Source organism: Sphingobium indicum BiD32 (genome assembly GCF_000382885.1).
Lineage (GTDB): Bacteria > Pseudomonadota > Alphaproteobacteria > Sphingomonadales > Sphingomonadaceae > Sphingobium > Sphingobium japonicum_C.
In genome coordinates this window covers 1-20,593 of record NZ_CAVK010000078.1, presented here as the reverse complement: position 1 = coordinate 20,593, position 20,593 = coordinate 1, and the positions used below count along the sequence as shown (strand labels likewise).

Annotated in this window: 20 protein-coding genes; 13 read left to right on the top strand and 7 right to left on the bottom strand. The window is 62.9% G+C overall.

Annotation, left to right across the window (positions count from 1 at the left end; translation table 11 throughout):
- Positions 1–161 precede the first annotated feature (161 nt).
- Positions 162–785 (top strand): YceI family protein, encoded by a 624-nt coding sequence (locus tag EBBID32_RS08625; RefSeq protein ID WP_006954147.1) that lies wholly within the window; start codon positions 162–164, stop codon positions 783–785.
- 348 nt (positions 786–1,133) lie between these two features.
- Positions 1,134–2,804: a 2-isopropylmalate synthase gene (gene leuA / locus EBBID32_RS08620; protein ID WP_006954146.1), complete on the top strand. Its 1,671-nt coding sequence runs from the start codon at positions 1,134–1,136 to the stop codon at positions 2,802–2,804.
- Positions 2,805–2,873: 69 nt separating this feature from the next.
- Here leuA and EBBID32_RS08615 read toward each other — a convergent pair whose 3' ends face one another.
- Positions 2,874–4,241, bottom strand: a complete 1,368-nt coding sequence (locus EBBID32_RS08615; protein ID WP_006954145.1) for a M20/M25/M40 family metallo-hydrolase — start codon at positions 4,239–4,241, stop codon at positions 2,874–2,876.
- A gap of 291 nt (positions 4,242–4,532) precedes the next feature.
- On the opposite strand from EBBID32_RS08615, the gene EBBID32_RS08610 reads away from it, so the two are divergent.
- The 3 genes from EBBID32_RS08610 to trmFO all read left to right on the top strand — a co-directional run bounded on the left by EBBID32_RS08610 (position 4,533) and on the right by trmFO (position 9,142).
- Positions 4,533–5,837 carry a dicarboxylate/amino acid:cation symporter gene (locus EBBID32_RS08610; RefSeq protein WP_006954144.1) on the top strand — a complete coding sequence of 435 codons (1,305 nt, stop codon included), beginning with the start codon at positions 4,533–4,535 and terminating at the stop codon, positions 5,835–5,837.
- 106 nt (positions 5,838–5,943) lie between these two features.
- A complete protein-coding gene (locus EBBID32_RS08605) occupies positions 5,944–7,530 on the top strand; it encodes a hypothetical protein (RefSeq protein WP_006954143.1) in 1,587 nt (528 codons plus the stop codon).
- 268 nt (positions 7,531–7,798) lie between these two features.
- Entirely contained in the window at positions 7,799–9,142 is a 1,344-nt protein-coding gene (trmFO, locus tag EBBID32_RS08600) for a methylenetetrahydrofolate--tRNA-(uracil(54)-C(5))-methyltransferase (FADH(2)-oxidizing) TrmFO (protein WP_006954142.1), read from the top strand.
- 36 nt (positions 9,143–9,178) lie between these two features.
- Here trmFO and EBBID32_RS08595 read toward each other — a convergent pair whose 3' ends face one another.
- Together EBBID32_RS08595 and EBBID32_RS08590 are read right to left on the bottom strand one after the other, a co-directional pair.
- Positions 9,179–9,643 (bottom strand): EF-hand domain-containing protein, encoded by a 465-nt coding sequence (locus EBBID32_RS08595; protein WP_006954140.1) that lies wholly within the window; start codon positions 9,641–9,643, stop codon positions 9,179–9,181.
- A gap of 35 nt (positions 9,644–9,678) precedes the next feature.
- Complete coding sequence (locus EBBID32_RS08590) at positions 9,679–10,329, bottom strand: hypothetical protein (protein WP_006954138.1); 651 nt, start codon at positions 10,327–10,329, stop codon at positions 9,679–9,681.
- A gap of 106 nt (positions 10,330–10,435) precedes the next feature.
- On the opposite strand from EBBID32_RS08590, the gene EBBID32_RS08585 reads away from it, so the two are divergent.
- From EBBID32_RS08585 to EBBID32_RS08575, 3 genes are read left to right on the top strand one after another with little or no spacing between them, the layout of a single operon-like run.
- Complete coding sequence (locus EBBID32_RS08585) at positions 10,436–12,439, top strand: TadE/TadG family type IV pilus assembly protein (RefSeq protein WP_006954136.1); 2,004 nt, start codon at positions 10,436–10,438, stop codon at positions 12,437–12,439.
- Between the two features lie 8 nt (positions 12,440–12,447).
- Positions 12,448–13,032, top strand: coding sequence for a TadE/TadG family type IV pilus assembly protein (locus EBBID32_RS08580; protein ID WP_006954134.1), 585 nt, complete (start codon positions 12,448–12,450; stop codon positions 13,030–13,032).
- Positions 13,029–13,685 carry a TadE/TadG family type IV pilus assembly protein gene (locus EBBID32_RS08575; RefSeq protein WP_006954132.1) on the top strand — a complete coding sequence of 219 codons (657 nt, stop codon included), beginning with the start codon at positions 13,029–13,031 and terminating at the stop codon, positions 13,683–13,685. The genes EBBID32_RS08580 and EBBID32_RS08575 overlap by 4 nt, the downstream gene beginning before the upstream one ends.
- A 37-nt stretch (positions 13,686–13,722) precedes the next feature.
- Here the strand turns inward: EBBID32_RS08575 and EBBID32_RS08570 are convergent, their stop codons facing one another.
- The 4 genes from EBBID32_RS08570 to eno form a co-directional block, all read right to left on the bottom strand.
- The gene (locus EBBID32_RS08570) at positions 13,723–15,072 is read right to left on the bottom strand and encodes a pyruvate dehydrogenase complex E1 component subunit beta (protein WP_006954130.1); all 1,350 of its coding nucleotides are present in this window, start codon (positions 15,070–15,072) and stop codon (positions 13,723–13,725) included.
- On the bottom strand, positions 15,072–16,148 hold the full coding sequence (pdhA, locus tag EBBID32_RS08565; RefSeq protein ID WP_006954129.1) for a pyruvate dehydrogenase (acetyl-transferring) E1 component subunit alpha: 1,077 nt from the start codon (positions 16,146–16,148) through the stop codon (positions 15,072–15,074). Before pdhA ends, EBBID32_RS08570 begins: the two co-directional genes overlap by 1 nt.
- A 224-nt stretch (positions 16,149–16,372) precedes the next feature.
- Complete coding sequence (locus tag EBBID32_RS08560) at positions 16,373–16,684, bottom strand: FtsB family cell division protein (protein ID WP_006954126.1); 312 nt, start codon at positions 16,682–16,684, stop codon at positions 16,373–16,375.
- Between the two features lie 78 nt (positions 16,685–16,762).
- Complete coding sequence (gene eno / locus EBBID32_RS08555) at positions 16,763–18,037, bottom strand: phosphopyruvate hydratase (protein ID WP_006954124.1); 1,275 nt, start codon at positions 18,035–18,037, stop codon at positions 16,763–16,765.
- Between the two features lie 232 nt (positions 18,038–18,269).
- Between eno and EBBID32_RS08550 the strand changes: the two genes are divergently transcribed.
- The 5 genes from EBBID32_RS08550 to EBBID32_RS08530 all read left to right on the top strand — a co-directional run bounded on the left by EBBID32_RS08550 (position 18,270) and on the right by EBBID32_RS08530 (position 20,534).
- Positions 18,270–18,911 carry a hypothetical protein gene (locus EBBID32_RS08550; RefSeq protein WP_006954122.1) on the top strand — a complete coding sequence of 214 codons (642 nt, stop codon included), beginning with the start codon at positions 18,270–18,272 and terminating at the stop codon, positions 18,909–18,911.
- A gap of 40 nt (positions 18,912–18,951) precedes the next feature.
- A complete protein-coding gene (locus tag EBBID32_RS08545) occupies positions 18,952–19,341 on the top strand; it encodes a hypothetical protein (protein ID WP_037489849.1) in 390 nt (129 codons plus the stop codon).
- Positions 19,338–19,661, top strand: a complete 324-nt coding sequence (locus tag EBBID32_RS08540) for a hypothetical protein (protein WP_006954116.1) — start codon at positions 19,338–19,340, stop codon at positions 19,659–19,661. Before EBBID32_RS08545 ends, EBBID32_RS08540 begins: the two co-directional genes overlap by 4 nt.
- A complete protein-coding gene (locus EBBID32_RS08535) occupies positions 19,654–20,208 on the top strand; it encodes a DUF883 family protein (protein ID WP_006954114.1) in 555 nt (184 codons plus the stop codon). Before EBBID32_RS08540 ends, EBBID32_RS08535 begins: the two co-directional genes overlap by 8 nt.
- 104 nt (positions 20,209–20,312) lie before the next feature.
- Positions 20,313–20,534: a DUF4170 domain-containing protein gene (locus EBBID32_RS08530; RefSeq protein ID WP_037489842.1), complete on the top strand. Its 222-nt coding sequence runs from the start codon at positions 20,313–20,315 to the stop codon at positions 20,532–20,534.
- Positions 20,535–20,593 lie beyond the last annotated feature (59 nt).

The window sequence follows — 20,593 nt, the reverse complement described above, 5'->3', positions numbered from 1 at the left end:
CGTCTGGCCTGCGGCCATCCACCTCCCCTTGCAGGGGAGGATTTTGGTGCCATCACAGCGCCAGAAGGCGAACGATCCGTTTCCGGTTACGGCTCTGGAACAATTGAGGGGTGTAGCTTATTCAAGCTGCGCCCCTTGATCGTTTACGGAGAGTCTGACCGATGAAAAAATATCTCATCCCCGCCGCCGCCCTGATCGCCCTGACCGGCGGCACCGTCCTGATCGCGCAGGCTCCAGCCGCGCCCGGCACCAAGGATGCCAGCAAAGCGACCGGCGGCAGTTACACCGTCGATCCCGGCCATACCCAGGTCGTGTTTGCGTGGGATCATATGGGCTTCACCAGCAATATGGGCACCATCGCCGAACCGACCGGTACGCTGACGCTGGACAAGGCTAACCCGGCCGCGTCCAAAGTGTCGGTCGAATTCAAGATCGCCAATCTGCGCACCGGCGTGACCGCGCTGGACGAGCATCTGATGAAGGCGGATTTCTTCGACGCCGCCAAATTCCCGACCGCGACCTTCGTATCCACCAGCGTCAAGCCCGACGGCGCGACCGGCGCGGACATCACCGGCAACCTGACGATCAAGGGCGTGACCAAGCCCGTCACGCTCGACGCTGAACTGTACGGCGCTGGCAAGGCACCGGCGATGGCAGGCGGTAAGGAAAATGTCGGCTTCGTCGCGACCGGCGCGATCAAGCGCAGCGATTTCGGCATGGGCTATGGCGTGCCGATGGTCGGCGACGCGATCGAACTGAAGATCGTGGCTGCGTTCCAAAAGTAAGGCCAGCCCTACCACTCCCTCTCCGTCACCCCGGACTTGTTCCGGGGTCCAGAGCGTCCGGCGCTGTGCGTCAAACCCTGGATCCCCGCCTTCGCGGGGATGACGGGCGTGGGTGAGGAAAACCACTGGACGCCTCGCCCCCAAAGCGGCTACAAGCATCCCCATCATGCAGAGCGCGATGCTTCTTTCCCTGCTACGACTTACACGCCCTTAGGCGTGGTTTTTGCGCTGCCTTTCGATTATGGGCAGCAACGATACGCCTAAGGGCTTCCCTTTCGTTGATAGTCGTTAACCGGGCTGCGCGCCTCCACTACCTGCGCGTCCGTTCGCAAAAGAAGTAGCTGACCCATGATGCTGACCGATCCGTCCCAGAAATATCGCGCCTTCCCCCAGATCGACCTGCCGGGCCGCCAATGGCCGGGCAATGTCATCACGTCGCCCCCGCGCTGGCTCTCCACCGACCTGCGCGACGGCAATCAGGCGCTGATCGACCCGATGAATGCGGAGAAGAAGAGCCGCTTCTTCGACCTGCTGGTCAAGGTCGGCGTCAAGGAGATCGAGGTCGGCTTCCCGTCGGCCGGGGCGACCGAATTCGATTTCATCAGCGGGCTGGTGAAGGACGGGCGCATCCCCGACGATGTGATGGTGCAGGTGCTGACCCAGGCGCGCGAGGATCTGATCGCCACCACCTTTGAGAGCCTGCGCGGCGCGACCAAGGCCATCGTCCATGTCTATAATGCCGTGTCGCCCGCCTGGCGGCGGATCGTGTTTGGCATGGAACGGCCGCAGATCAAGGAGATCGCCGTTACCGCCGCCAAGCTGCTGCGCGACAATGCGGCAGCCCAGCCCGACACCGACTGGCATTTTGAATATTCGCCCGAAACCTTCTCCACCGCTGAACTGGATTTCAGCCTGGAATGTTGCGAGGCGGTGATGGACATTTTGATGCCGACGCCCGACAGGCCGCTGATCCTGAACCTGCCCGCGACGGTCGAATGCGCCACGCCCAACATTTATGCCGACCAGATCGAATGGATGTGCCGCCACATCTCGCGCCGCGACTCCGTGGTCATATCGCTGCATCCGCATAATGATCGCGGCACCGGCGTGGCGGCGGCGGAACTGGGGCTGATGGCGGGCGCGGACCGGGTCGAAGGCTGCCTGTTTGGCAATGGCGAACGCACCGGCAATTGCGACATCGTGACCGTGGCGCTCAATATGTACACGCAGGGGATCAACCCCGGCCTGGACTTCAGCGACATCGACGAGGTGATCCAGACGGTTGAATATTGCAACCAGCTGCCGGTCCATCCGCGCCACCCCTATGCTGGCGAACTGGTGTTCACCGCCTTCTCCGGCAGCCATCAGGACGCGATCAAGAAGGGCTTTGCCGCACAGGAAGCGCGCAACGACCTGATCTGGGACGTGCCCTATCTGCCGATCGACCCCAAGGATCTGGGCCGCGACTATGAAGCGGTGATCCGCGTCAATTCGCAATCGGGCAAGGGCGGCGTCGCCTGGGTGTTGCAGCAGGACAAGGGCTTCAAGCTGCCCAAGCGGATGCAGGCCGATTTCAGCCGCGTGGTGCAGGGGATGGCCGATCAGTCCAGCCGCGAACTCAACGCCGCCGACATCTGGACCGCCTTCCAGGAACATTATCGCCTGAGCGGCGAACAGGCCTACAGCCTGATCGACTATCAGGAAGGCGGCGCGGCGGGCGACCGCATCTTTACCGGCAAGATCGTCCATAAGGGCGGCGAACGCTCCATCTCCGGGCGCGGCAACGGCCTGCTCTCGTCCGTGCTGGCCGCGCTGCGCGATGAACTGGGCGTCGAGCTGGAGATTGCCGACTATAGCGAACATGCGATCGGTTCGGGCAGCGACGTGAACGCCGCCGCCTATGTCGAATGCCGCACCCCGGACGGGCGCACCGTGTTCGGCGTCGGCACCGACGCGGACGTAGCGACCGCTTCGGTGCAGGCGGTGCTGTCCGCCGCCAATGCCGTGGCGCGGGGGTAACTCCAACCGCCGTTCGTTTCGAGCGAAGTCGAGAAACGCTTCTCGACACGCTCGAAGCGAACGGATGCTCTACTTCGCCAGCGCCCGCACCACCGCGTCCCATTGCTCCAGCGATGCGCCAATCCCCGCGACCGGCACCCGCTCGTTCAGGCCATGGGCAAAGCCGTCCTCCGCCTTCATGAACAGGCTGGACACGCCATAGCTTGGCACCCCCTGCGCGCGGAAATAGAGGCTGTCGGTCGCGCCTGCTGACATGCCCGGCATGACCGTGATGCCCGGCGAACGGGCGGTCACCGCATCGCGCACCGCTTTCATCACGTCCGCGCGAAGGGGCGACGCATCGCTCGCCAGCGGATCGCCCAGCGTGGTCACGGTCGCGCCGCTATCCGCGACCACCTTCACCAGTTCCGCCTTCACCGCGTCGATCGCCACGCCGGGGAAGATGCGGCAATTGACCATCACCTTGGCGCTTTGCGGCAGGGCGTTGAGCGCATGGCCCGCCTGCGCCATTGTCGCGACGCAGGTGGTGCGCACCTGACCGACAAATTCCGGCTTGGTCGACAGCAGTTCCGCCGCCGCCATGTCGCCCGTGTCCGCATAGCGCCGCATCGCCGCGCCGACCTCGCCGCCGATCCGCTCCGCCGACAGCGCCAGCGAAGCCCTGGTCAGTTCATTGCGCATAGGCGGGAATTGATATGCCGCGATCCGATCGATCGCCTTGGCCAGCCGATAGATGGGATTGCCCGGCGTCGGCGCGCTGCTATGCCCGCCCGGATCGGTAAAGCCGATCTCGAAATCGGCATAGGTTTTCTCGCCCGCCTGCAATTGATAAAGGACGGGCTTGCCCTCATCATTGAGCAGCCCGCCGCCGCCATCGCCGTTCAGCAGCAGTTCGGCGTCTTTATACTGGGCCGCCAGAGCCTTGGTCGTCACCATCGCGGTTTCCTCGTCCCCCGACAGCAGCAAAGTGACGGTGCGGCGCGGGGTCCAGCCCTGTTTCTTCAGTTGCGCCAGCGTCGCGACCATCATCGCGACGTCATATTTATTATCTTCCGCCCCGCGCCCGAAAATATAGCCATTTTCCTCGACCGGCACGAAGGGATCGCGGGTCCAGTCCGCCCGGTCCGCCGCCACCACATCCATATGGCCGATCATCAGCAGGGGTTTGAGCGCCGCGTCGCGCCCCCTGATCGTCGCGGCAAGGGTCGCCGTCTCGCCCATCGGGGTGATGACGATGTCGGCATCGGCGAAGCCCGCGGCTTTCAGCACCGATGCATAATAGGCCGCCAGCTTGGGCACCTGCCCCGCCCCCTCCACCGTGCGAAAAGCGACGGAGCGCATCAATATGTCCTTTGCCACCGCCGGGTCTGCCGCCGCCATCGCGCCATGGGGCAGCATCACCGCCGCGCCCGCCAAACACCCCAGTCGCCAGCCCATATGTTCCGCCTTTCGATCCATCCGATGGGCAATGTGGCACAGCGGCAAAAGCGCGCAAACCTCTCATTTCATCGTCACCCTGAACTTGTTTCAGGGTCCATCTCTCCAGATCACACAGGTGTTGGTGACGAGAAATGGATGCTGAAACAAGTTCAGCATGACGGAAGGAGGCCGGGTCAGAATGCTCGTAACCCACCCCGCCCAAAACTAAACCCGCCCCAAATATTGCTTGCGCGCAATCGCGTGTCGCCGCTCCATATTGGTCGTCCTTCGCCCACAGGACGGTACAACATGGCCATTCCCTATCGCAGTTTCGGATTTCAGGTGCTGGTCGGCATGGTCGCGGGGCTGGTGCTGGGCCTTGTTGCCCGGTCTATCGGCGCTGGGCCGGATGGCGATCTCAACGCCCTCGCGACCACGCTCAAGACGGTCGGGTCGGTCTTTGTCTCCCTGCTCAAGGCCATCGTGCCGCCTTTGGTATTCGCCGCCATCGTCGCGTCAATCGCCAATCTGCGCGCGCTCGACAATGGTGCGCGGCTGGCGGGGCAGACATTGCTGTGGTTCGCCATCACCGCGCTGATCGCGGTCATCATCGGCCTGACGCTGGGCCTGATCATCCAGCCGGGTATGGGCCTGAGCACCGCCACCCTCGCCACCAAACAGCCGGAGTCGGTCGGCGGCTGGCTCGATTTCCTCAAAGGGCTGGTGCCGGGCAACAGTCTGGCGTTGTCGGGCAGCACCAAGATCGGCGAGGATGGTGCGGCCAGCACCAGCATCGGCTTCAACATATTGCAATTGCTGGTCATCGCCATTGCGGTGGGGCTGGCGACGCTGAAAGTGGGGGAGAAGGCTGACCCCTTCCTCGCCTTCGTCCGCTCCCTGCTGGCGGTGGTGCGCGCGCTGCTGGGCTGGGTCATCCGCCTGACACCGATCGGGTCGGCGGGGCTGATCGGCGCGGCGGTCGCGACCTATGGCTGGGACGCGCTGGCACGGCTCAGCGTCTTTACCGGCGCCATCTATCTGGGTTTGGCGATCGTGTTGCTGATCGTCTATCCCACGCTGCTGATCGCGCATGGTTTGAAGCCCCTGCCTTTCTTCGCCAAGGCCTGGCCCGCCATCCAACTGGGCTTCGTCTCCCGCTCCTCGGTCGGCACCATGCCCGTTACCGAAACCGTGACCGAGCGGCTGGGCGTCGACAAAAGCTACGCCGCCTTCGCCATTCCGCTGGCCTCCACCACCAAGATGGACGGCTGCGCGTCGATCTACCCCGCGCTGGCGGCGATTTTCGTCGCGGGCTTTTACGGCATCCCGCTCGGCGTAGTCGATTATGCCCTGATCGCGGTGGTATCGGTGATCGGCTCGGCAGCAACGGCAGGCCTGACCGGCGCGACGGTGATGCTGACGCTGACCCTGTCGACGCTGGGCCTGCCGCTGGAGGGCGCGGGGCTGCTGCTGGCGATCGACCCGATTTTGGATATGGGCCGCACGGCGGTGAATGTCGCGGGGCAGGTGCTGGTGGGCGTGGTGGTCGCCAAGCGCGAGGGGATTTTGGACGAGGCGGCTTATTATGGTGAGGGGGCGTTGGTCTCGGCATAGCTGCGTCGCCTATCCATAGTCCTATGCTATAGGTTGCCATAAATTGCATATTTGACCCGATGCCCGGATAGCGGAATGCCTGCGCGCGATAGCAGGAGCAGGATAGATGCGCGGGACTCGGACGAAATGCATGTCGCTGGCGCTGGCCATTGCTGCCATCAGCACTGCGACCGCAGGCCATGCCAACCCCGCAAGGCCTGAAATGGCGATCGACCCCGCGCGCCTTTCCCGCACAGGATCGATCGATCCGCGCTTCCAGTCCTATAATATCGAGATGCTGGAGGTCATCGGCGGCGCATTCTGGAAACCCTATGACAGCAAAGTCGCCACATCGGGCCAGAAGGATGCCGGTCATGCGGGCATAGACCCGGCCATGTATCAATATCGACCGCCGATCGATCTGCGCAATCGGCGTCTGCGGATATTGGCCAAAGCGTTGGGTCCGGCCTATGTCCGGGTTAGCGGCACCTGGGCCAACAGCATCTATTTCGCCGATAGCGATACGCCGCCGGCACAGCCGCCCGCCGGGTTCAAGGGCGTCCTGACCCGCGACCAATGGCGCGGCGTCATCCGCTTTGCGCAAGCCGTCAATGCCCGCATCGTCACCTCCTTCGCCATCAGCCCCGGCGTGCGCGATGCGCAGGGCGTCTGGACCGACGATCAGGCCCGCCGCTGGATCGCCTATAGCCGGGCGGCAGGTGGCACCATTGCCGCCGCAGAGTTTATGAACGAACCGTCGATGGCGGGCATGGGCGGCGCGCCCAAAGGCTATGACGCCATCCCCTATGGTCGCGACTTTCGCCTGTTCAAGCAGTTTGTCAGCCGCGTGGCACCCGATATGGTCCTGCTCGGCCCCGGATCCGCCACCGAAACCCCTGCACCGTGGGGTATGCCGCCCAGCATAGTCGGGTCGATCGCGACAGCGGCCATGATGGAGGCATCCGGCCCCGGCATCGACGCTTTTTCCTATCACCATTATGGGGCAGCGTCGCAGCGGTGCGCGTCGGCACGCCTGCCGCAAACCAGTGCGGCCGATGCCCTGTCCGAACAATGGCTGGCCCGCACCGGCATCACCCATGATTTCTACGCTTCGCTGCGCGACCGGTATGCCCCCGGCAAGCCGATATGGATGACAGAGGGGGCAGATGCGGCCTGTGGCGGCAATCCATGGAGCGGTAGTTTCCTCGACAGTTTCCGCTATCTCGATCAACTGGGCCGTCTGGCCAGAACCGGGGTTCAGGTCGCGATCCATAATACGCTGGCGGCCAGCGACTACGCCCTGCTGAACCCTACGGACTTTGCCCCAAAGGCCAATTATTGGGCCGCCCTGCTGTGGCATCGGTTGATGGGTGCGACCGTGCTGGATACCGGCATTCCGCTGGTGGAAGGTGCCCATGTCTATGCCCATTGCCAGTCGGGTCGTACAGGCGGGGTATCGCTGATGGTCATCAACAATAGTGCAACAGCCGCAACATCCATCACCCTGCCCAGACGCAGCCTGCGCTACACATTGACCGCACCGGACGACGGATCGACCGGCGTCGCCCTGAACGGCACGCTGCTCAGCCTGGGTCCGCGCGATCGCTTGCCGCCGATGGTCGGTGCGGCGCAGGCGGCTGGTCCCGTGATCGTCCTGCCGCGCACGATCAGTTTCCTTGCCGTCCCCGACGCGCGCAATCCTGCCTGTCGATAGATGCAGGACCGTCCTGTCGATGCCGGGGCGGCCACGACAGGGGGCTGATCGGTCACTGGCGCGTCCTTCGTTCATACCGCCGCACGCCACTTCGCAAAAACCATCCTATTGCGAAGTCCACCCTGCAAAGCCCCACCCACGCAAAACCAAACCCTGCGAAGCGCTATACTTCACAACTTTCACAAGCCCACGCCGCCCTGTCCTACCGCGCCGCCATCGGCTATAGGCCGTGGCCCGAACGGCAAAAATGCGACATCAAGGCGATCCAGTGGCAGACTATCAGGTGCATATCATCGGCGGCGGCCTCGCCGGGTCCGAGGCGGCGTGGCAATTGGCGCAGGCGGGGGTGAAGGTGCGCTTGTCGGAAATGCGGGGCGCGGGCGATATGTCGCCGGCGCACCAGACCGAGGGGCTGGCAGAGCTGGTCTGCTCCAACAGTTTCCGGTCCGATGATGCCGACAAGAATGCCGTGGGGCTGCTCCATCAGGAAATGCGGCGGCTCGATTCCGTCATCATGGCGCAGGCGGAACCCGCCAAGGTGCCCGCCGGATCGGCGCTGGCGGTGGATCGGCATGTCTTTTCGGACGGCGTTACCCGCGCGCTGGCGGAGCATCCCAATGTGGAGATCGTTCGCGAACGGATCGACACGCTGCCCGCGTCCGGCATGACCATCGTGGCGACCGGGCCGTTGACCGCGCCTGCACTGGCGGCCAGCATCGGCCAGGCGGCGGGGATGGAGCATCTGGCTTTCTTCGACGCGATCGCGCCGGTCATCCACCATGAGACTATCGACATGGACCAGTGCTGGATGGCCAATCGCTGGGACAAGATCGGCCCCGGCGGTGGCGAGGGGAAGGATTATATCAATTGCCCGATGAACCGGGAGCAATATGAGGCTTTCGTCCAAGGGCTGATCGACGGCGAAAAGACGCAGTTCAAGGAATGGGAGGCCAACACCCCCTATTTCGAGGGCTGTATGCCAATCGAGGTGATGGCGTCGCGCGGGCCGGAAACGCTGCGCCATGGGCCGATGAAGCCGATGGGGCTGGATAATCCGCGCACCGGCCGCTGGCCTTATGCCGTGGTGCAGTTGCGGCAGGACAATGCCAGCGGCACGCTGTGGAACATGGTCGGGTTCCAGACCAAGCTGAAACATGGCGCGCAGGTGGCGCTGTTCCGCACGATACCGGGCTTGGAGAAGGCGGAATTTGCGCGACTGGGCGGGCTGCATCGCAATACCTTCATTCAGTCGCCCAAATTGCTGGACGCAACTTTGCGCCTGAAAAGTGCGCCGCATATCCGCTTTGCCGGGCAGATGACGGGCTGTGAGGGCTATGTGGAGAGCGCCGCAATCGGCCTGCTGGCCGGGCGCTTTGCGGCGGCGGAATTGCTGGGCCGGGTGATGACGCCCCCGCCCGCCGACACGGCGATGGGCGCGCTGCTGGGGCATGTGACCGGCAATGTGGTGAGCGCCGACTATCAGCCGATGAATGTCAATTTCGGCCTGTTCCCGACACTGGACGATGTGAAGAAGAAGCAGCGCAAGGAGGCCTACACGTCACGGGCGCGGGCGTCGTTTGGCGAATGGCTGGGGGAGATGGTGGGGGCGTAATCTCCCCACCTCCGTTCGTTTCGAGCGGAAATTGGGTCAGCATTTGCATTTTGGCTTGGCGCTGCGTTTCGGCGCGGTCGCGGCAAATTCCGCCGGGGTCAGCTTGCCGTCCTTGTTGCCGTCCGCCGCGCCGAAACGGTCCGATGTCGCGACCGCCCATTCCTCGAAGGAGAGGAGGTTGTCGCCATCCTTGTCGAGTGCCTTGAACGCCTTGGTCCGGCTGCCCAGCATCTCGATGCGGGTGATGACGCCGTCGCGGTTGCGGTCGTAGCGGGCGAAGCGGCGTTGCTCGCGGCTTTGCGGGCTGGCCTGCGCGGGCATGGGCGGCGCGTTGCCGGTGGCCTCCGGATCACCTTCGGGCAAACCCTCGACCTGCGGCGGTGGCGGCGGGGCGAGCGCGAGTTGCGGGACCGGCTGGTTGCTCGCCCGCCCCTGCCACCAGAACAGGCCGCCCGCGACCAGCAGCAGCATCGCCATGCCCCCCGCCAGCAATCGCCCCATGCCCTGTCCTCCTGTCACCGCTTCGCCGACCTATCCTAGCGCCCGAACAGCGCGACCCGCAACAGCCGCAACGCCAGGGCGCGCGGCATACCGACAGGCGCCCGACGCCCCGCCAGCACGTCCTGACGGGCGAGCGTGTAGGCGATCCGCAGCGGCTTCCACCGGCGGGGCCATGGGAGCGGCGCATCCGTCACCAGATTGCGGGCCAGCGACAGCGCTTCATCGGCCAGCCGTTCATCGCCGACATGGCCGGACAAATCCCACAGCGCCCAGACCTGCCCCGCCTGCACCAGCCAGTCGGGCGCATCCGCCTCCCCCGCCAGCGCCCGGAACAGCCCCCCGCCCCGGCCGACGGCATAGGCACGCAGCCCCTCGACGTCGATCTCCGGCTCCACGACAAGGATTTCCCAACCGTCGATCATCGCGACCAGACCCGGCGCTTCACAAGCCCCCGTCGCCCGCATCGCGTCGATCACCGGCTCACCCTGCCCTTTGATCCCCGCCGCATCGTCTATGACGTCATTCCACCAGGCCAGCCGCATCTGACCGATCGTGGGTTCACTGGTGGAACGCGCGACATGCGCCAGCCGCCCGTCATAGGCCCAGATCGCCCGGTGCCGCGCTGCCTCCGCTCCGGCATGGGCGCTCAGCAGCGCGGCGAGCGGGGACAGGGCATCTTCTGCCACCGGGATTATCGGTCCTTTAACCATGTTCCTCATACACATTCTAACGAGTGCGCCTGCATAGGCGAAAGAGTTGCCCTGCCCAGACATGGGGGGTGTTGGGCGCGACATGGGTGATTGCGGACAGATGGGCAAGCAAATCGAACAGCGTAAAGGGCTTTTGAGCCGCCTGCTGCGCAATCAGGCGGGCAACGTCATGGCCATCGTCGCGGCAGCGATCATCCCGCTGGCTGCGCTGATCGGCGGCGGTCTGGACATGAGCCGCGCCTATATGGCCCGCGCCCGGCTGCAACAGGCGTGCGACGCCGCCGCGCTGGCCGGTCGCCGGGCGATGACGACATCGTCCATGACCGATGCCAACAAGGCAGAGGCGAAAAAATTCTTCGATTTCAACTTCCCACAGGGCACGTTCCAGGCCGGAACTTTCGTTCCCGTCATCCAGAGCAAGCCGGGCGAGACCACGACCGTGCAGGTGTCGGCGGCGACGACGATGCCGACCACGGTCATGAAGATCTTCAAATATGAGACGTTGCCGCTGGAAGTGACATGCGAAGCGCGTTTCGACATCGGCAATACCGACGTCATGCTGGTCCTGGACACCACAGGGTCGATGGCCCAATCGATCAGCGACGGCAATGGCGGCACCACCACGCGCCTGGCCGCGCTCAAACAGGCGGTGAAGGACTTTTACGATACGCTGGGTGCAGGGTCGGATGTCACCGGCCGCATCCGCTATGGATTCATACCCTATAGCTCGACCGTCAATGTGGGATACCAGCTACCATCGAGCGCGATCTTGAGCGGGGCAGCAGGCGAGGAAGCCTATTACCAAACGCGTCGACGTTATATCAGCAGCTATAGTTCTTCGAGTAGCAACGGCAATTGGATCATTCAGTCCGGTTCAACCAGTAACGGCAGTGGCATCGCCACGAGAAGTGGCAGTTGTCCGAACCGGCCCTCCGATACGGTCAGCCAGAGCCAATCCTCATCATCGTCATCGTCCACCGATAGCAACGGTGTCATAACGACTACGACAGTGACCACGCGTGTCACGACTGGGATAGATTATAGCTGGGCATCCGGCAGCAGTTGCACCCGGTCGGGAAGCACCTATTCACGCCCATGGACGTCAATAACCTATAATAATTATACTGAAACACAGACTGGCACCACGACGCAGACTCCACAATATAGCTGGCAATATGGCCGCTATGCGCTGGATGTATCCGGCTATAAGGGCGGCAATGCGGTATCCAACCCGACCTATCTGGCCAGCGCTTCGACTGATGTAAACGGAACCACGGTGTCGGCTACCAATACATGGTCGGGATGCATCGAGGAGCGCACGACCGACAGCAGCATCACAGCCTCGTCCTCTACCACCTCCATTCCCGCCACCGCCTTTGATTTGCAAATCGATACTTTGCCCACCGATGGTGATACGAAATGGAAGCCCCACTGGCCGGACGTCGAGTTCACGTCCGGGGGGCGCTGGCTCAACGATAATCGCAGCAATGAGTATCGGGCCGGTACCGGCGGCTGGAACGCCTGCCCGTCGCAATCACGTCGTCTGGCCAGCTATGCCGACCGGACCAGCACGCCAACTGGCCAGAGCAGCAGCTTCAACACCTATGTTGACGGCCTGGTGGCCGTGGGCGGTACCTATCATGATATCGGCATGATCTGGGGCGCGCGCTTCCTGTCGGGGACCGGCATTTTCTCGGCCGACAACAGCAGTGCACCCAACGGCTTCAACATCTCTCGCCACATCGTGTTCATGACCGATGGCAATATGAGTGCCTATGATGCGGTCTATGGTGCCTATGGTTATCAGAAGCAGGATGCCAGGATCGCCGCAGGTAGCACCGACAATATAGGACTGACCGCGATCCATAACCGGCGCCTGGAAATGCTGTGCAATGCGGTGAAGGGCAAGGGCATCACTGTGTGGGTCATCGGTTTCCGCAACCAGTCCGAAGGCGATATCGAAACGCCGTTGCAAGGCTGCGCATCCAGCAGCAACCATTGGATGATGGCCTACACCGCCGCATCGCTGACGGAGAAGTTCAAGGATATCGCCAAGAATATCGGCGGGCTGAGGCTGTCGCAATGATCGGGGATATGGCGCGCATCCTTACCCGCCTGCGCCACCACAAGCGTGGCGCAACGCTGATGGAATTCGGCCTGATCGCTGCCCCCTTGTGTCTGACCATCATGGGCATTGGCGACCTGGCCTATCAATCCTATCTGCGATCGGTGACGCGCGGCGTGCTGGAGCGCGCGTCGCGTTCCGCCTCGGTCGGCACGCTCAACACCACCGAAATCGACGCCTATATTTCCGCGCAGATGGCGACGATCAATGCCAAGAACGGCACGACGTCGGTGGTCAAGAAAAGCTATTACAACTTCTCCCGCGTTGGAAAGCCGGAAAAGATTACGTCCGATACAGTGCCGCTGGGCAGCTATAATACGGGCGATTGTTATGAGGATGTCAACGGCAACAACAGCTATGACACCAGCCTTGGTACCAACGGTTTGGGCGGGGCCGACGACATCGTCTATTATGAAGTGACGGTGTCGATGCCGCGCATGTTCCCCATGGCCAAGATGCTGGGGTGGAGTGCCACCCAATCAACAACGGCAACCACGATTGTCCGCAACCAGCCCTGGGCCAACCAGGCCAAGCCGACGGTGCGATGCACATGAAACCTGTCCTGCTACCGCTGCGTCGGACATTGGGCGAGTTGCGCGATGACAGGCGCGGGCTGGCGCTGATCGAGTTCGCCTTTTCGCTGCCGGTGCTGGTGGTACTGAGCATGGCGGGACTGGAGACCGCCAATCTGGCACTGGCCCATATGCGCGTCAGCCAGATTGCGATGCTGGTCGCCGACAACGCCGCCCGCGTCCGCAGTTCGATTGACGAGGCCGACGTCAACGAGATCATGACCGGTGCCGAGCTATCCTCGGATTCACTCAAGCTGAAGGCCAATGGCCGGATTTTCCTGTCCGATCTGGAACCGAACGGACAGGCAGGCAGCAATGCAGGGCAGTTCATCCGGTGGCAGCGCTGCTGGGGCAGTGGTGCCTTTACGTCCAGCTACGGTGTGGCCAATGATGGCGCGACGAATTCCAGCATGGCCGCGGGCATGGGGCCGACCGGCGCCAAGATTTTGGCAAGCAGCGGCAGCGCCGTGATGTTCGTGGAGGTGGCCTATAGTTACCAGCCGCTGGTCAGCAATTCGCTGTTCGGGGCCAAGGTAATCCGTTATTCCAGCGCCTTTACTGTGCGCGAGCGGACCGACCAGACGATCAAGAATGCAGGCAATCTGGCCACGTCAGCCACGGCCGCCTGCACCTGATGGCAAACGGGGCGACCCGCAGGCCGCCCCTTCCCTCTTATTTGTAGCAGACCTTCTTCGCCGCCGCGACGATGCGGGCGGCGTCGATCAGGGCGGCTTTTTCCAGGTTGGCCGCATAGGGCAACGGCACATCTTCATTGGTGACGCGCAGGACCGGGGCGTCGAGATCGTCGAAGCCCTGTTCCATGACCACGGCGGCAATTTCCGACGCGATCGAGCAGGTCGGCCAGCCTTCTTCCACCACGACGAGGCGGTTGGTCTTTTTCAGGCTTTCCAGCACCGTCGCCGTGTCGAGCGGGCGCAGCGTGCGCAGGTCGATGACTTCGGCGTCGATGCCCTCTGCCGCCAGCGTTTCGGCGGCTTCAAGCGCAAGGCCGACGCCGATAGAATAGCTGACCAGCGTGACGTCGCTGCCCGACCGCATGATCCGCGCCTTGCCGATCGGCAGGACATAATCATCGACCTTGGGCACGTCGAAGCTGCGCCCGTAGAGCAGCTCATTTTCAAGGAACACCACCGGGTCCTGGCTGCGGATCGCAGCCTTGAGCAGACCCTTGGCATCGGCCGCGTCATAGGGCGCGATGACGATAAGGCCGGGGACGGCGGCATACCAGGGGGCGTAATTCTGGCTATGCTGCGCGCCGACGCGGCTGGCCGCGCCGTTGGGACCACGGAATACGATAGGGCAGCGCATCTGGCCGCCGGACATATAGTTGGTCTTGGCCGCCGAATTGATGATGTGGTCGATCGCCTGCATGGCGAAGTTGAACGTCATGAACTCGACGATCGGGCGCAGGCCGCCCATGGCCGCGCCCGTGCCGATGCCGGCAAAGCCATATTCGGTGATCGGCGTGTCGATGACCCGCTTGGCACCAAATTCATCGAGCAAGCCCTGGGTCACCTTATAGGCGCCCTGATATTCGGCGACTTCCTCACCGATCACGAACACGCGCTCATCGCTACGCATTTCCTCGGCCATTGCGTCGCGCAGCGCTTCACGGACCGTGGTTTTGACATATTCGGTGCCTGCGGGCAGGCTGGGGTCCGCCACCGTAGCCTTGACCGCAACCGGCTTTTTGGGCGCGGGGGCGGCTTCCGCCTTGGCAGGTGCTGCGGCCTTGGGCGCTGGCGCGGCTTCCTCGCCGCCTTCGCCCGCCATTTCGGCAATGACGGTCCCGACCTTCACGCCTTCGGTGCCTTCGGCGATCATGATCTTGCCGATCTTGCCTTCGTCGACGGCCTCAAACTCCATCGTCGCCTTGTCAGTTTCGATTTCGGCCAGGATATCGCCCGAACGGACGTCATCGCCTTCCTTGACCAGCCACCTGGCCAGCGTGCCCTCTTCCATCGTCGGCGAGAGCGCCGGCATCTTGATTTCGATACCCATCAATATTGCTCCACCAGCACGTCTGTATAGAGTTCGGCCATGTCCGGCTCAGGCGAGGTTTCGGCAAAATCGGCCGCTTCGCTGACGATCTTGCGAATGTCCTGGTCGATCTTCTTGAGCTCATCCTCACCCACGCCCTGTGCGGCGAGATAGGCTTTGACGCCCTCGATCGGGTCGGACTTGTCGCGCATCGCCTGGACTTCCTCGCGCGAACGATATTTGGCCGGGTCGGACATGGAGTGACCGCGATAGCGGTAGGTTTTCATTTCCAGCAGGATCGGGCCATTGCCGCCCTGCACCCATTTGAGCGCTTCCTCGGTCGCGCCGCGCACGGCCAGCACGTCCATGCCGTTAACCTGAATGCCGGGGATGCGGAAACTTTCGCCCCGGCGATAGAGCTGGTCCTCGGCCGATGAGCGGTTGACGCTGGTGCCCATGGCGTATTGATTATTTTCGATGACGAAAATGATCGGGAGCTTCCACAATTCGGCCATGTTGAACGATTCATAGACCTGGCCCTGATTGGCCGCACCGTCGCCGAAATAGGCGACGCACACGCCGCCATCGCCATTATATTTGTGGGCAAAGCCGAGACCCGCGCCCAGCGACACCTGCGCACCGACAATGCCATGGCCGCCGAAAAATTTATGTTCGACGCTGAACATATGCATCGAACCGCCCTTGCCGCGGGAAATGCCCGCTTCACGGCCGGTCAGTTCGGCCATGATGACATTGGGGTCGATACCATAGGCGAGCATGTGGCCATGGTCGCGATAGCCGGTGATAACGCTGTCTTTGCCGGGCACGAGCGCCGACTGGATGCCGACCGCGACCGCTTCCTGCCCGATATAGAGGTGGCAGAAGCCGCCGATGAGGCCAAGGCCATAAAGCTGCCCGGCCTTTTCCTCGAAACGGCGGATGAGGACCATCTGCCGGTAGAATTCCAGCAACTCTTCCTTGGATGCCTTGTAATCAGTGGGAGTTTCAGGGCGAGGCCGGTTGTGGTCCGCGCCGGCAGCGGGTGCAGCCGCCTTTGCCGTTGCGCGTGAAGGACGCGGCGTCGTTGGTTTCGCCAAGGCTCTTATCCTTTTGCGTGGGGTAGGATGGAAGGAAGCCCGATATAACGGGAGAGTTGCATAAATTGCAACGGAGAAGCCCCGGAATCCGGGCCAGGCCAATAAGAATTTCGCAATTTCGATTCGCCTTGCGAAGTTTGCAAAGCCAGACGCAATCCGCCCGCAGTAAAATTACGGTTACGGCTTTTCCTGCGCAAAAACCTTACGTTTTCCTGGGAATCGGCTCAGTTGAGCGGAACGATCACTTCGTCATGATGGATGACGCCAAGCTGGCGACGGATCAGTTCATCCGCCAGATCTGGATCAACGCGGCGCGGATCGAGCGCCTCGACGCGGTTACGCAGTTCTGCGCGCGTTGCCTGTGTGCTTTTCAACTCGGCCTTCGCCGCGCGCAGCTGGCGCGAATAATCGCCCCACGCCAGCACCCCGTTCGACCCCAGCACGACATAACCGGCAAAGACGAGCAGGAGCAGCAGCGCGACCGCCGGGCCAAAGGCCGAGAAAAGAAGGGAACGAAGCTTCGCGATATGCGCCATGGCCAAGATGAATCACAGGGAAGGGCTGGCCGCAAGTAAAAAATGGTTAACTTGCGGCCAACCGAATCCTGACGGATTTTAGCGGAAGATCGAACGACCGGCGTACACGGCGATGTCGCCCAGTTCTTCCTCGATACGGATAAGCTGGTTATACTTGGCAAGCCGGTCCGAACGCGCAAGCGACCCGGTCTTGATCTGGCCGCAGTTGGTGGCGACGGCGAGGTCTGCGATGGTTGCATCCTCCGTCTCACCCGACCGGTGCGACATGACGGCGGTGTAGCGCGCGCGATGGGCCATGTTGACGGCGGCCAGCGTTTCGGTGAGCGTGCCGATCTGGTTGACCTTGACCAGCAGCGAATTGGCCAGCCCCATGTCGATGCCCATCGCCAGACGCTTGGGATTGGTGACGAACAGGTCGTCGCCGACCAGCTGGACCGAACCGCCGATCTTGTCCGTCAGCGCTTTCCAGCCCTCGAAATCATCTTCGCTCATGCCGTCCTCGATCGACTTGATCGGATAGTCGGCGCACAGGGCAGCGAGATAATCAGCCATTTCGACCGGGCTGAGCGACAGGCCTTCGCCCGAAATCTCATATTTGCCATTCTTGAAAAATTCGGTCGCGGCGCAATCGAGCGCCAGCACGACGTCGTCGCCAGGCTTGTACCCCGCCTTCTCGACCGACAGCATGATGAAATCGAGCGCGTCGCGGGTAGAGGCGATGTTGGGGGCAAAGCCGCCCTCATCACCTACCGATGTCGCCAGCCCCTTGTCATGCAGGCCTTTTTTCAGGGTGTGGAAGATTTCCGACCCGATCCGCACAGCGTCGGCGATGCTTTCCGCACCGACCGGCATGATCATGAATTCCTGAAAGTCGATCGGGTTGTCGGCATGTTCGCCGCCATTGATGATGTTCATCATCGGCACCGGCAGGACATGCGACGATACGCCGCCGACATAGCGATAGAGCGGCAGGCCGCGCGCGTCGGCAGCAGCCTTCGCCACCGCCAGGCTGACGCCCAGGATCGCGTTGGCGCCCAGGTTCGACTTGTTGTCGGTGCCGTCGAGCGCGATCATCGCAGCGTCGACTTCGCCCTGATCCTCGGCATCAAGGCCGATCAACTGTTCGGCAATCTCGTCGTTGACGGCCGCGACCGCTTTCAGCACGCCCTTGCCCATGTAGCGCGATTTGTCGCCGTCGCGCTTTTCCACGGCTTCATAGGCACCGGTCGATGCGCCCGATGGTACGGCGGCGCGGCCGAAACTGCCATCCTCCAGCATGACATCGACTTCGACGGTGGGGTTGCCCCGGCTGTCGAAGATCTGGCGGGCGTGAATGTCGAGAATGGCGGTCATGGTCGCTCCCTGAAATATGGCCTGCGCTGCGGCAGGACGCCTATTTTCGCGCTCCGCTTAGCCAGCAGCCCGGTGCTTGGCAATGCAGAGGGGCTTGCATGGACGGAAAAAATGCCGATGGTCGAAATTGGAACGGCTACGGAACTGTGAGCGACCGCAAAGCATTTGGACCTAGTATCTATTTGCCGCGTCGCGCGCCCAAGCCGCGCAACCGAAAGGGAGACTGAGGACCATGGCCGACACCCCCGAAACCCCGCCCGCCAAGACCACAGCGAAGAAGTCGGTCGGCAGGCCGCGCAAGGCCAAGCCGGTCGAAGCAACTGCCGCCAGCGTTCCTGCGGTGAAGGCGGCCAAGGCCACACCGGTGCGCAAAACGCCTGCGCGCAAGGTGCCTGCTGCCAAGACGGCCAAAAAGCCCGGCAATGGCGCGGCCTCCTCCAGTTGGACAGCCCAGATTGCGCCGATCAAGGCGAAGGCTGAAAAAGCGGCCAAGTCTGCGACCGACACGCTGAACGCGGTAGACTGGAAATCGCATATCGACCCGATCAAGGAACAGGCTGGCAAGACCGCCAAGTCAGCCGCTGGCGTCGCGAAGGACAAGACTGGCACGGCGATGCAGAGCCTGGCCAAGCTGATTGCAGATACAGCTGGAACCGTCGACGCCAAGCTGGGTCCGCAATATGGCGATTATGCGCGGCAGGCCGCCGAATCGGTCGCGGGTGCCGCGGACTCGCTGGACAGCAAGGATGTCGATCAGTTGATGACCGAAGCGCGCGATTTCGTGCGTAAAAGTCCAGCGGTCGCAATCGGCGCGGCGGCAGTGGTCGGCTTCGTGCTGATGCGCCTGGCCAAGGGTTCGGACAGCGACGCCTGATATCTGCGCAAAGGCTCCGGTGAACGGAGCGGAGGATAATTTGACAGATATGCCAGCGGAAACGGCCGTAACGCCGCACGCCGAGGGGCCGGACGAAAGCGCGCCTGACGAATCGGTGCGCGACGTCTTTGCCCGTCTCTATGCCGATGGCCGTGCCTATGCGGCGGCGGAAGCGGAAAAGCAGAAGGCGCGTGCCGGTCTGGTCGGGGCAGGCGTGCGCGATGCCGCGATCCTGGCGGGGGTCGCGATCATGCTGATCTTTGCCACGCTGGTCGCATTCCTGATTGGGCTAATCATCGCGCTGGTGCCACAGCTTGGCCCGCTTTGGGCGATCTGTGCAGTGCTGGGCGCGAGCCTGTTGGTGGCGATCGGACTGTTGCTGCTGGCGAAAGCACGGATCAGCCGGATGAAGAAGGCCATTGCATCATGAGCGGCGTGGTGCGCTATCGCGAGGCTGTCGCACGGGCTGAAGCGGCGAAGCATAGCCTGATGTCCAGCGCTCAGGCAGCCAGGGCGCGCATTACCCCTGCCCGGCTGAAGCAGGATGCCACGACCAAGGTGGTGGAGGCCGCGATGGACGGAATGGCCTATGCTGCCGCCACTGCGCGCCAGCGGCCAGCCATGACAGGGGCGGCCGGAGCGGCCATACTCCTCTTTCTGGCCCGTCGCCCGCTGGCGGCACTTTTCAGGCGGCTATACGTTGGACATGACGACATAAACCCGGACCATTCGGAGACTGATGATGGCTGATATTCGCGCCCAACTGAGCCGTGTTCGTGAAGCGGCGAACGATGTCGCGACGAGCGCGACCGACAAGATCAAGGATGGCACGGAAAAGGCGCGCGAAGGTGCGGGCGAACTGATCCAGACCAGCCGGGACAAGGCGAGCGAAGCCTATGGCGATGCGCGCGACCGTACGCAGAAAGTGGCGGCACGGGCCAACCAGATCGTGCAGGAGCATCCGGTCGTCGCTGTCGCTGGCGCCGTCGCGGCGGGCGCGGTGATCGCGTGGATGTTCCCCAAGAGCCGCGCGGCGATGAAAGCCCTGCCCGGCCTGGCCAGCGCAGCGAGTGCCCGCGTGGTCGAGGCGGCGCTGGCTGCGCGGTCGGCGGCGTCGGATGGCGCGGAAACGATCAAGCAGGGCGCCAGCGACCTGGCGGCCACCGCGCGCAAGACGGCCGCGTCGAGCGACCTGCCCGCCAAAGCATCGCACATCACCGACGATGTCGTCGCGATGGTCAGCGCCAAGGTCGATGCCCTGGCCGAAGCGATCAAGGCGCGATTGCCGAAAAACTAATCGCAACTGCGTCAAAAGCACGCAGTTGCGGCCTTTGTCCCCCTTGGATGGACGTTGCGCCGCTGCTAGGACCGGCGTTTATCCACAGGAGGACAGATAACGCCATGAGCAAAATGCATCTGGTGATGGGCGGTCGCGTTACCGATCCACAGACACTGGAATTTCACGACCTGAGCAAGGTCGATCTGGTCGGCGTGTTCCCTGACTATGCGTCGGCCGAAAAGGCATGGCGCAGCGCGGCGCAGCGGACGGTCGATGACGCAGAAATGCGCTATGTGATCGTGCATCTGCACCGGTTGCTGGAACCCGAACTGCCGTCCGCTTGAAACGACCGCTTAAAACTGCACACCCATTTAACCTCCCCTTGTAGGGGAGGTGTCAGCGC

Excerpts from the sequence above, each read along its gene's own strand:
- EBBID32_RS08550 (WP_006954122.1), top strand. The coding sequence starts at position 18,270 with ATGGCCGACACCCCCGAAACCCCGCCCGCCAAGACCACAGCGAAGAAG.
- EBBID32_RS08575 (WP_006954132.1), top strand. The coding sequence starts at position 13,029 with ATGAAACCTGTCCTGCTACCGCTGCGTCGGACATTGGGCGAGTTGCGC.
- EBBID32_RS08610 (WP_006954144.1), top strand. The coding sequence starts at position 4,533 with ATGGCCATTCCCTATCGCAGTTTCGGATTTCAGGTGCTGGTCGGCATG.
- EBBID32_RS08605 (WP_006954143.1), top strand. The coding sequence starts at position 5,944 with ATGCGCGGGACTCGGACGAAATGCATGTCGCTGGCGCTGGCCATTGCT.
- EBBID32_RS08585 (WP_006954136.1), top strand. The coding sequence starts at position 10,436 with ATGGGTGATTGCGGACAGATGGGCAAGCAAATCGAACAGCGTAAAGGG.
- EBBID32_RS08540 (WP_006954116.1), top strand. The coding sequence starts at position 19,338 with ATGAGCGGCGTGGTGCGCTATCGCGAGGCTGTCGCACGGGCTGAAGCG.
- EBBID32_RS08535 (WP_006954114.1), top strand. The coding sequence starts at position 19,654 with ATGGCTGATATTCGCGCCCAACTGAGCCGTGTTCGTGAAGCGGCGAAC.
- EBBID32_RS08560 (WP_006954126.1), bottom strand. The coding sequence starts at position 16,684 with ATGGCGCATATCGCGAAGCTTCGTTCCCTTCTTTTCTCGGCCTTTGGC.
- EBBID32_RS08570 (WP_006954130.1), bottom strand. The coding sequence starts at position 15,072 with ATGGGTATCGAAATCAAGATGCCGGCGCTCTCGCCGACGATGGAAGAG.
- eno (WP_006954124.1), bottom strand. The coding sequence starts at position 18,037 with ATGACCGCCATTCTCGACATTCACGCCCGCCAGATCTTCGACAGCCGG.
- EBBID32_RS08530 (WP_037489842.1), top strand. The coding sequence starts at position 20,313 with ATGAGCAAAATGCATCTGGTGATGGGCGGTCGCGTTACCGATCCACAG.
- EBBID32_RS08595 (WP_006954140.1), bottom strand. The coding sequence starts at position 9,643 with ATGGGGCGATTGCTGGCGGGGGGCATGGCGATGCTGCTGCTGGTCGCG.
- EBBID32_RS08580 (WP_006954134.1), top strand. The coding sequence starts at position 12,448 with ATGGCGCGCATCCTTACCCGCCTGCGCCACCACAAGCGTGGCGCAACG.
- EBBID32_RS08625 (WP_006954147.1), top strand. The coding sequence starts at position 162 with ATGAAAAAATATCTCATCCCCGCCGCCGCCCTGATCGCCCTGACCGGC.
- leuA (WP_006954146.1), top strand. The coding sequence starts at position 1,134 with ATGATGCTGACCGATCCGTCCCAGAAATATCGCGCCTTCCCCCAGATC.
- EBBID32_RS08615 (WP_006954145.1), bottom strand. The coding sequence starts at position 4,241 with ATGGGCTGGCGACTGGGGTGTTTGGCGGGCGCGGCGGTGATGCTGCCC.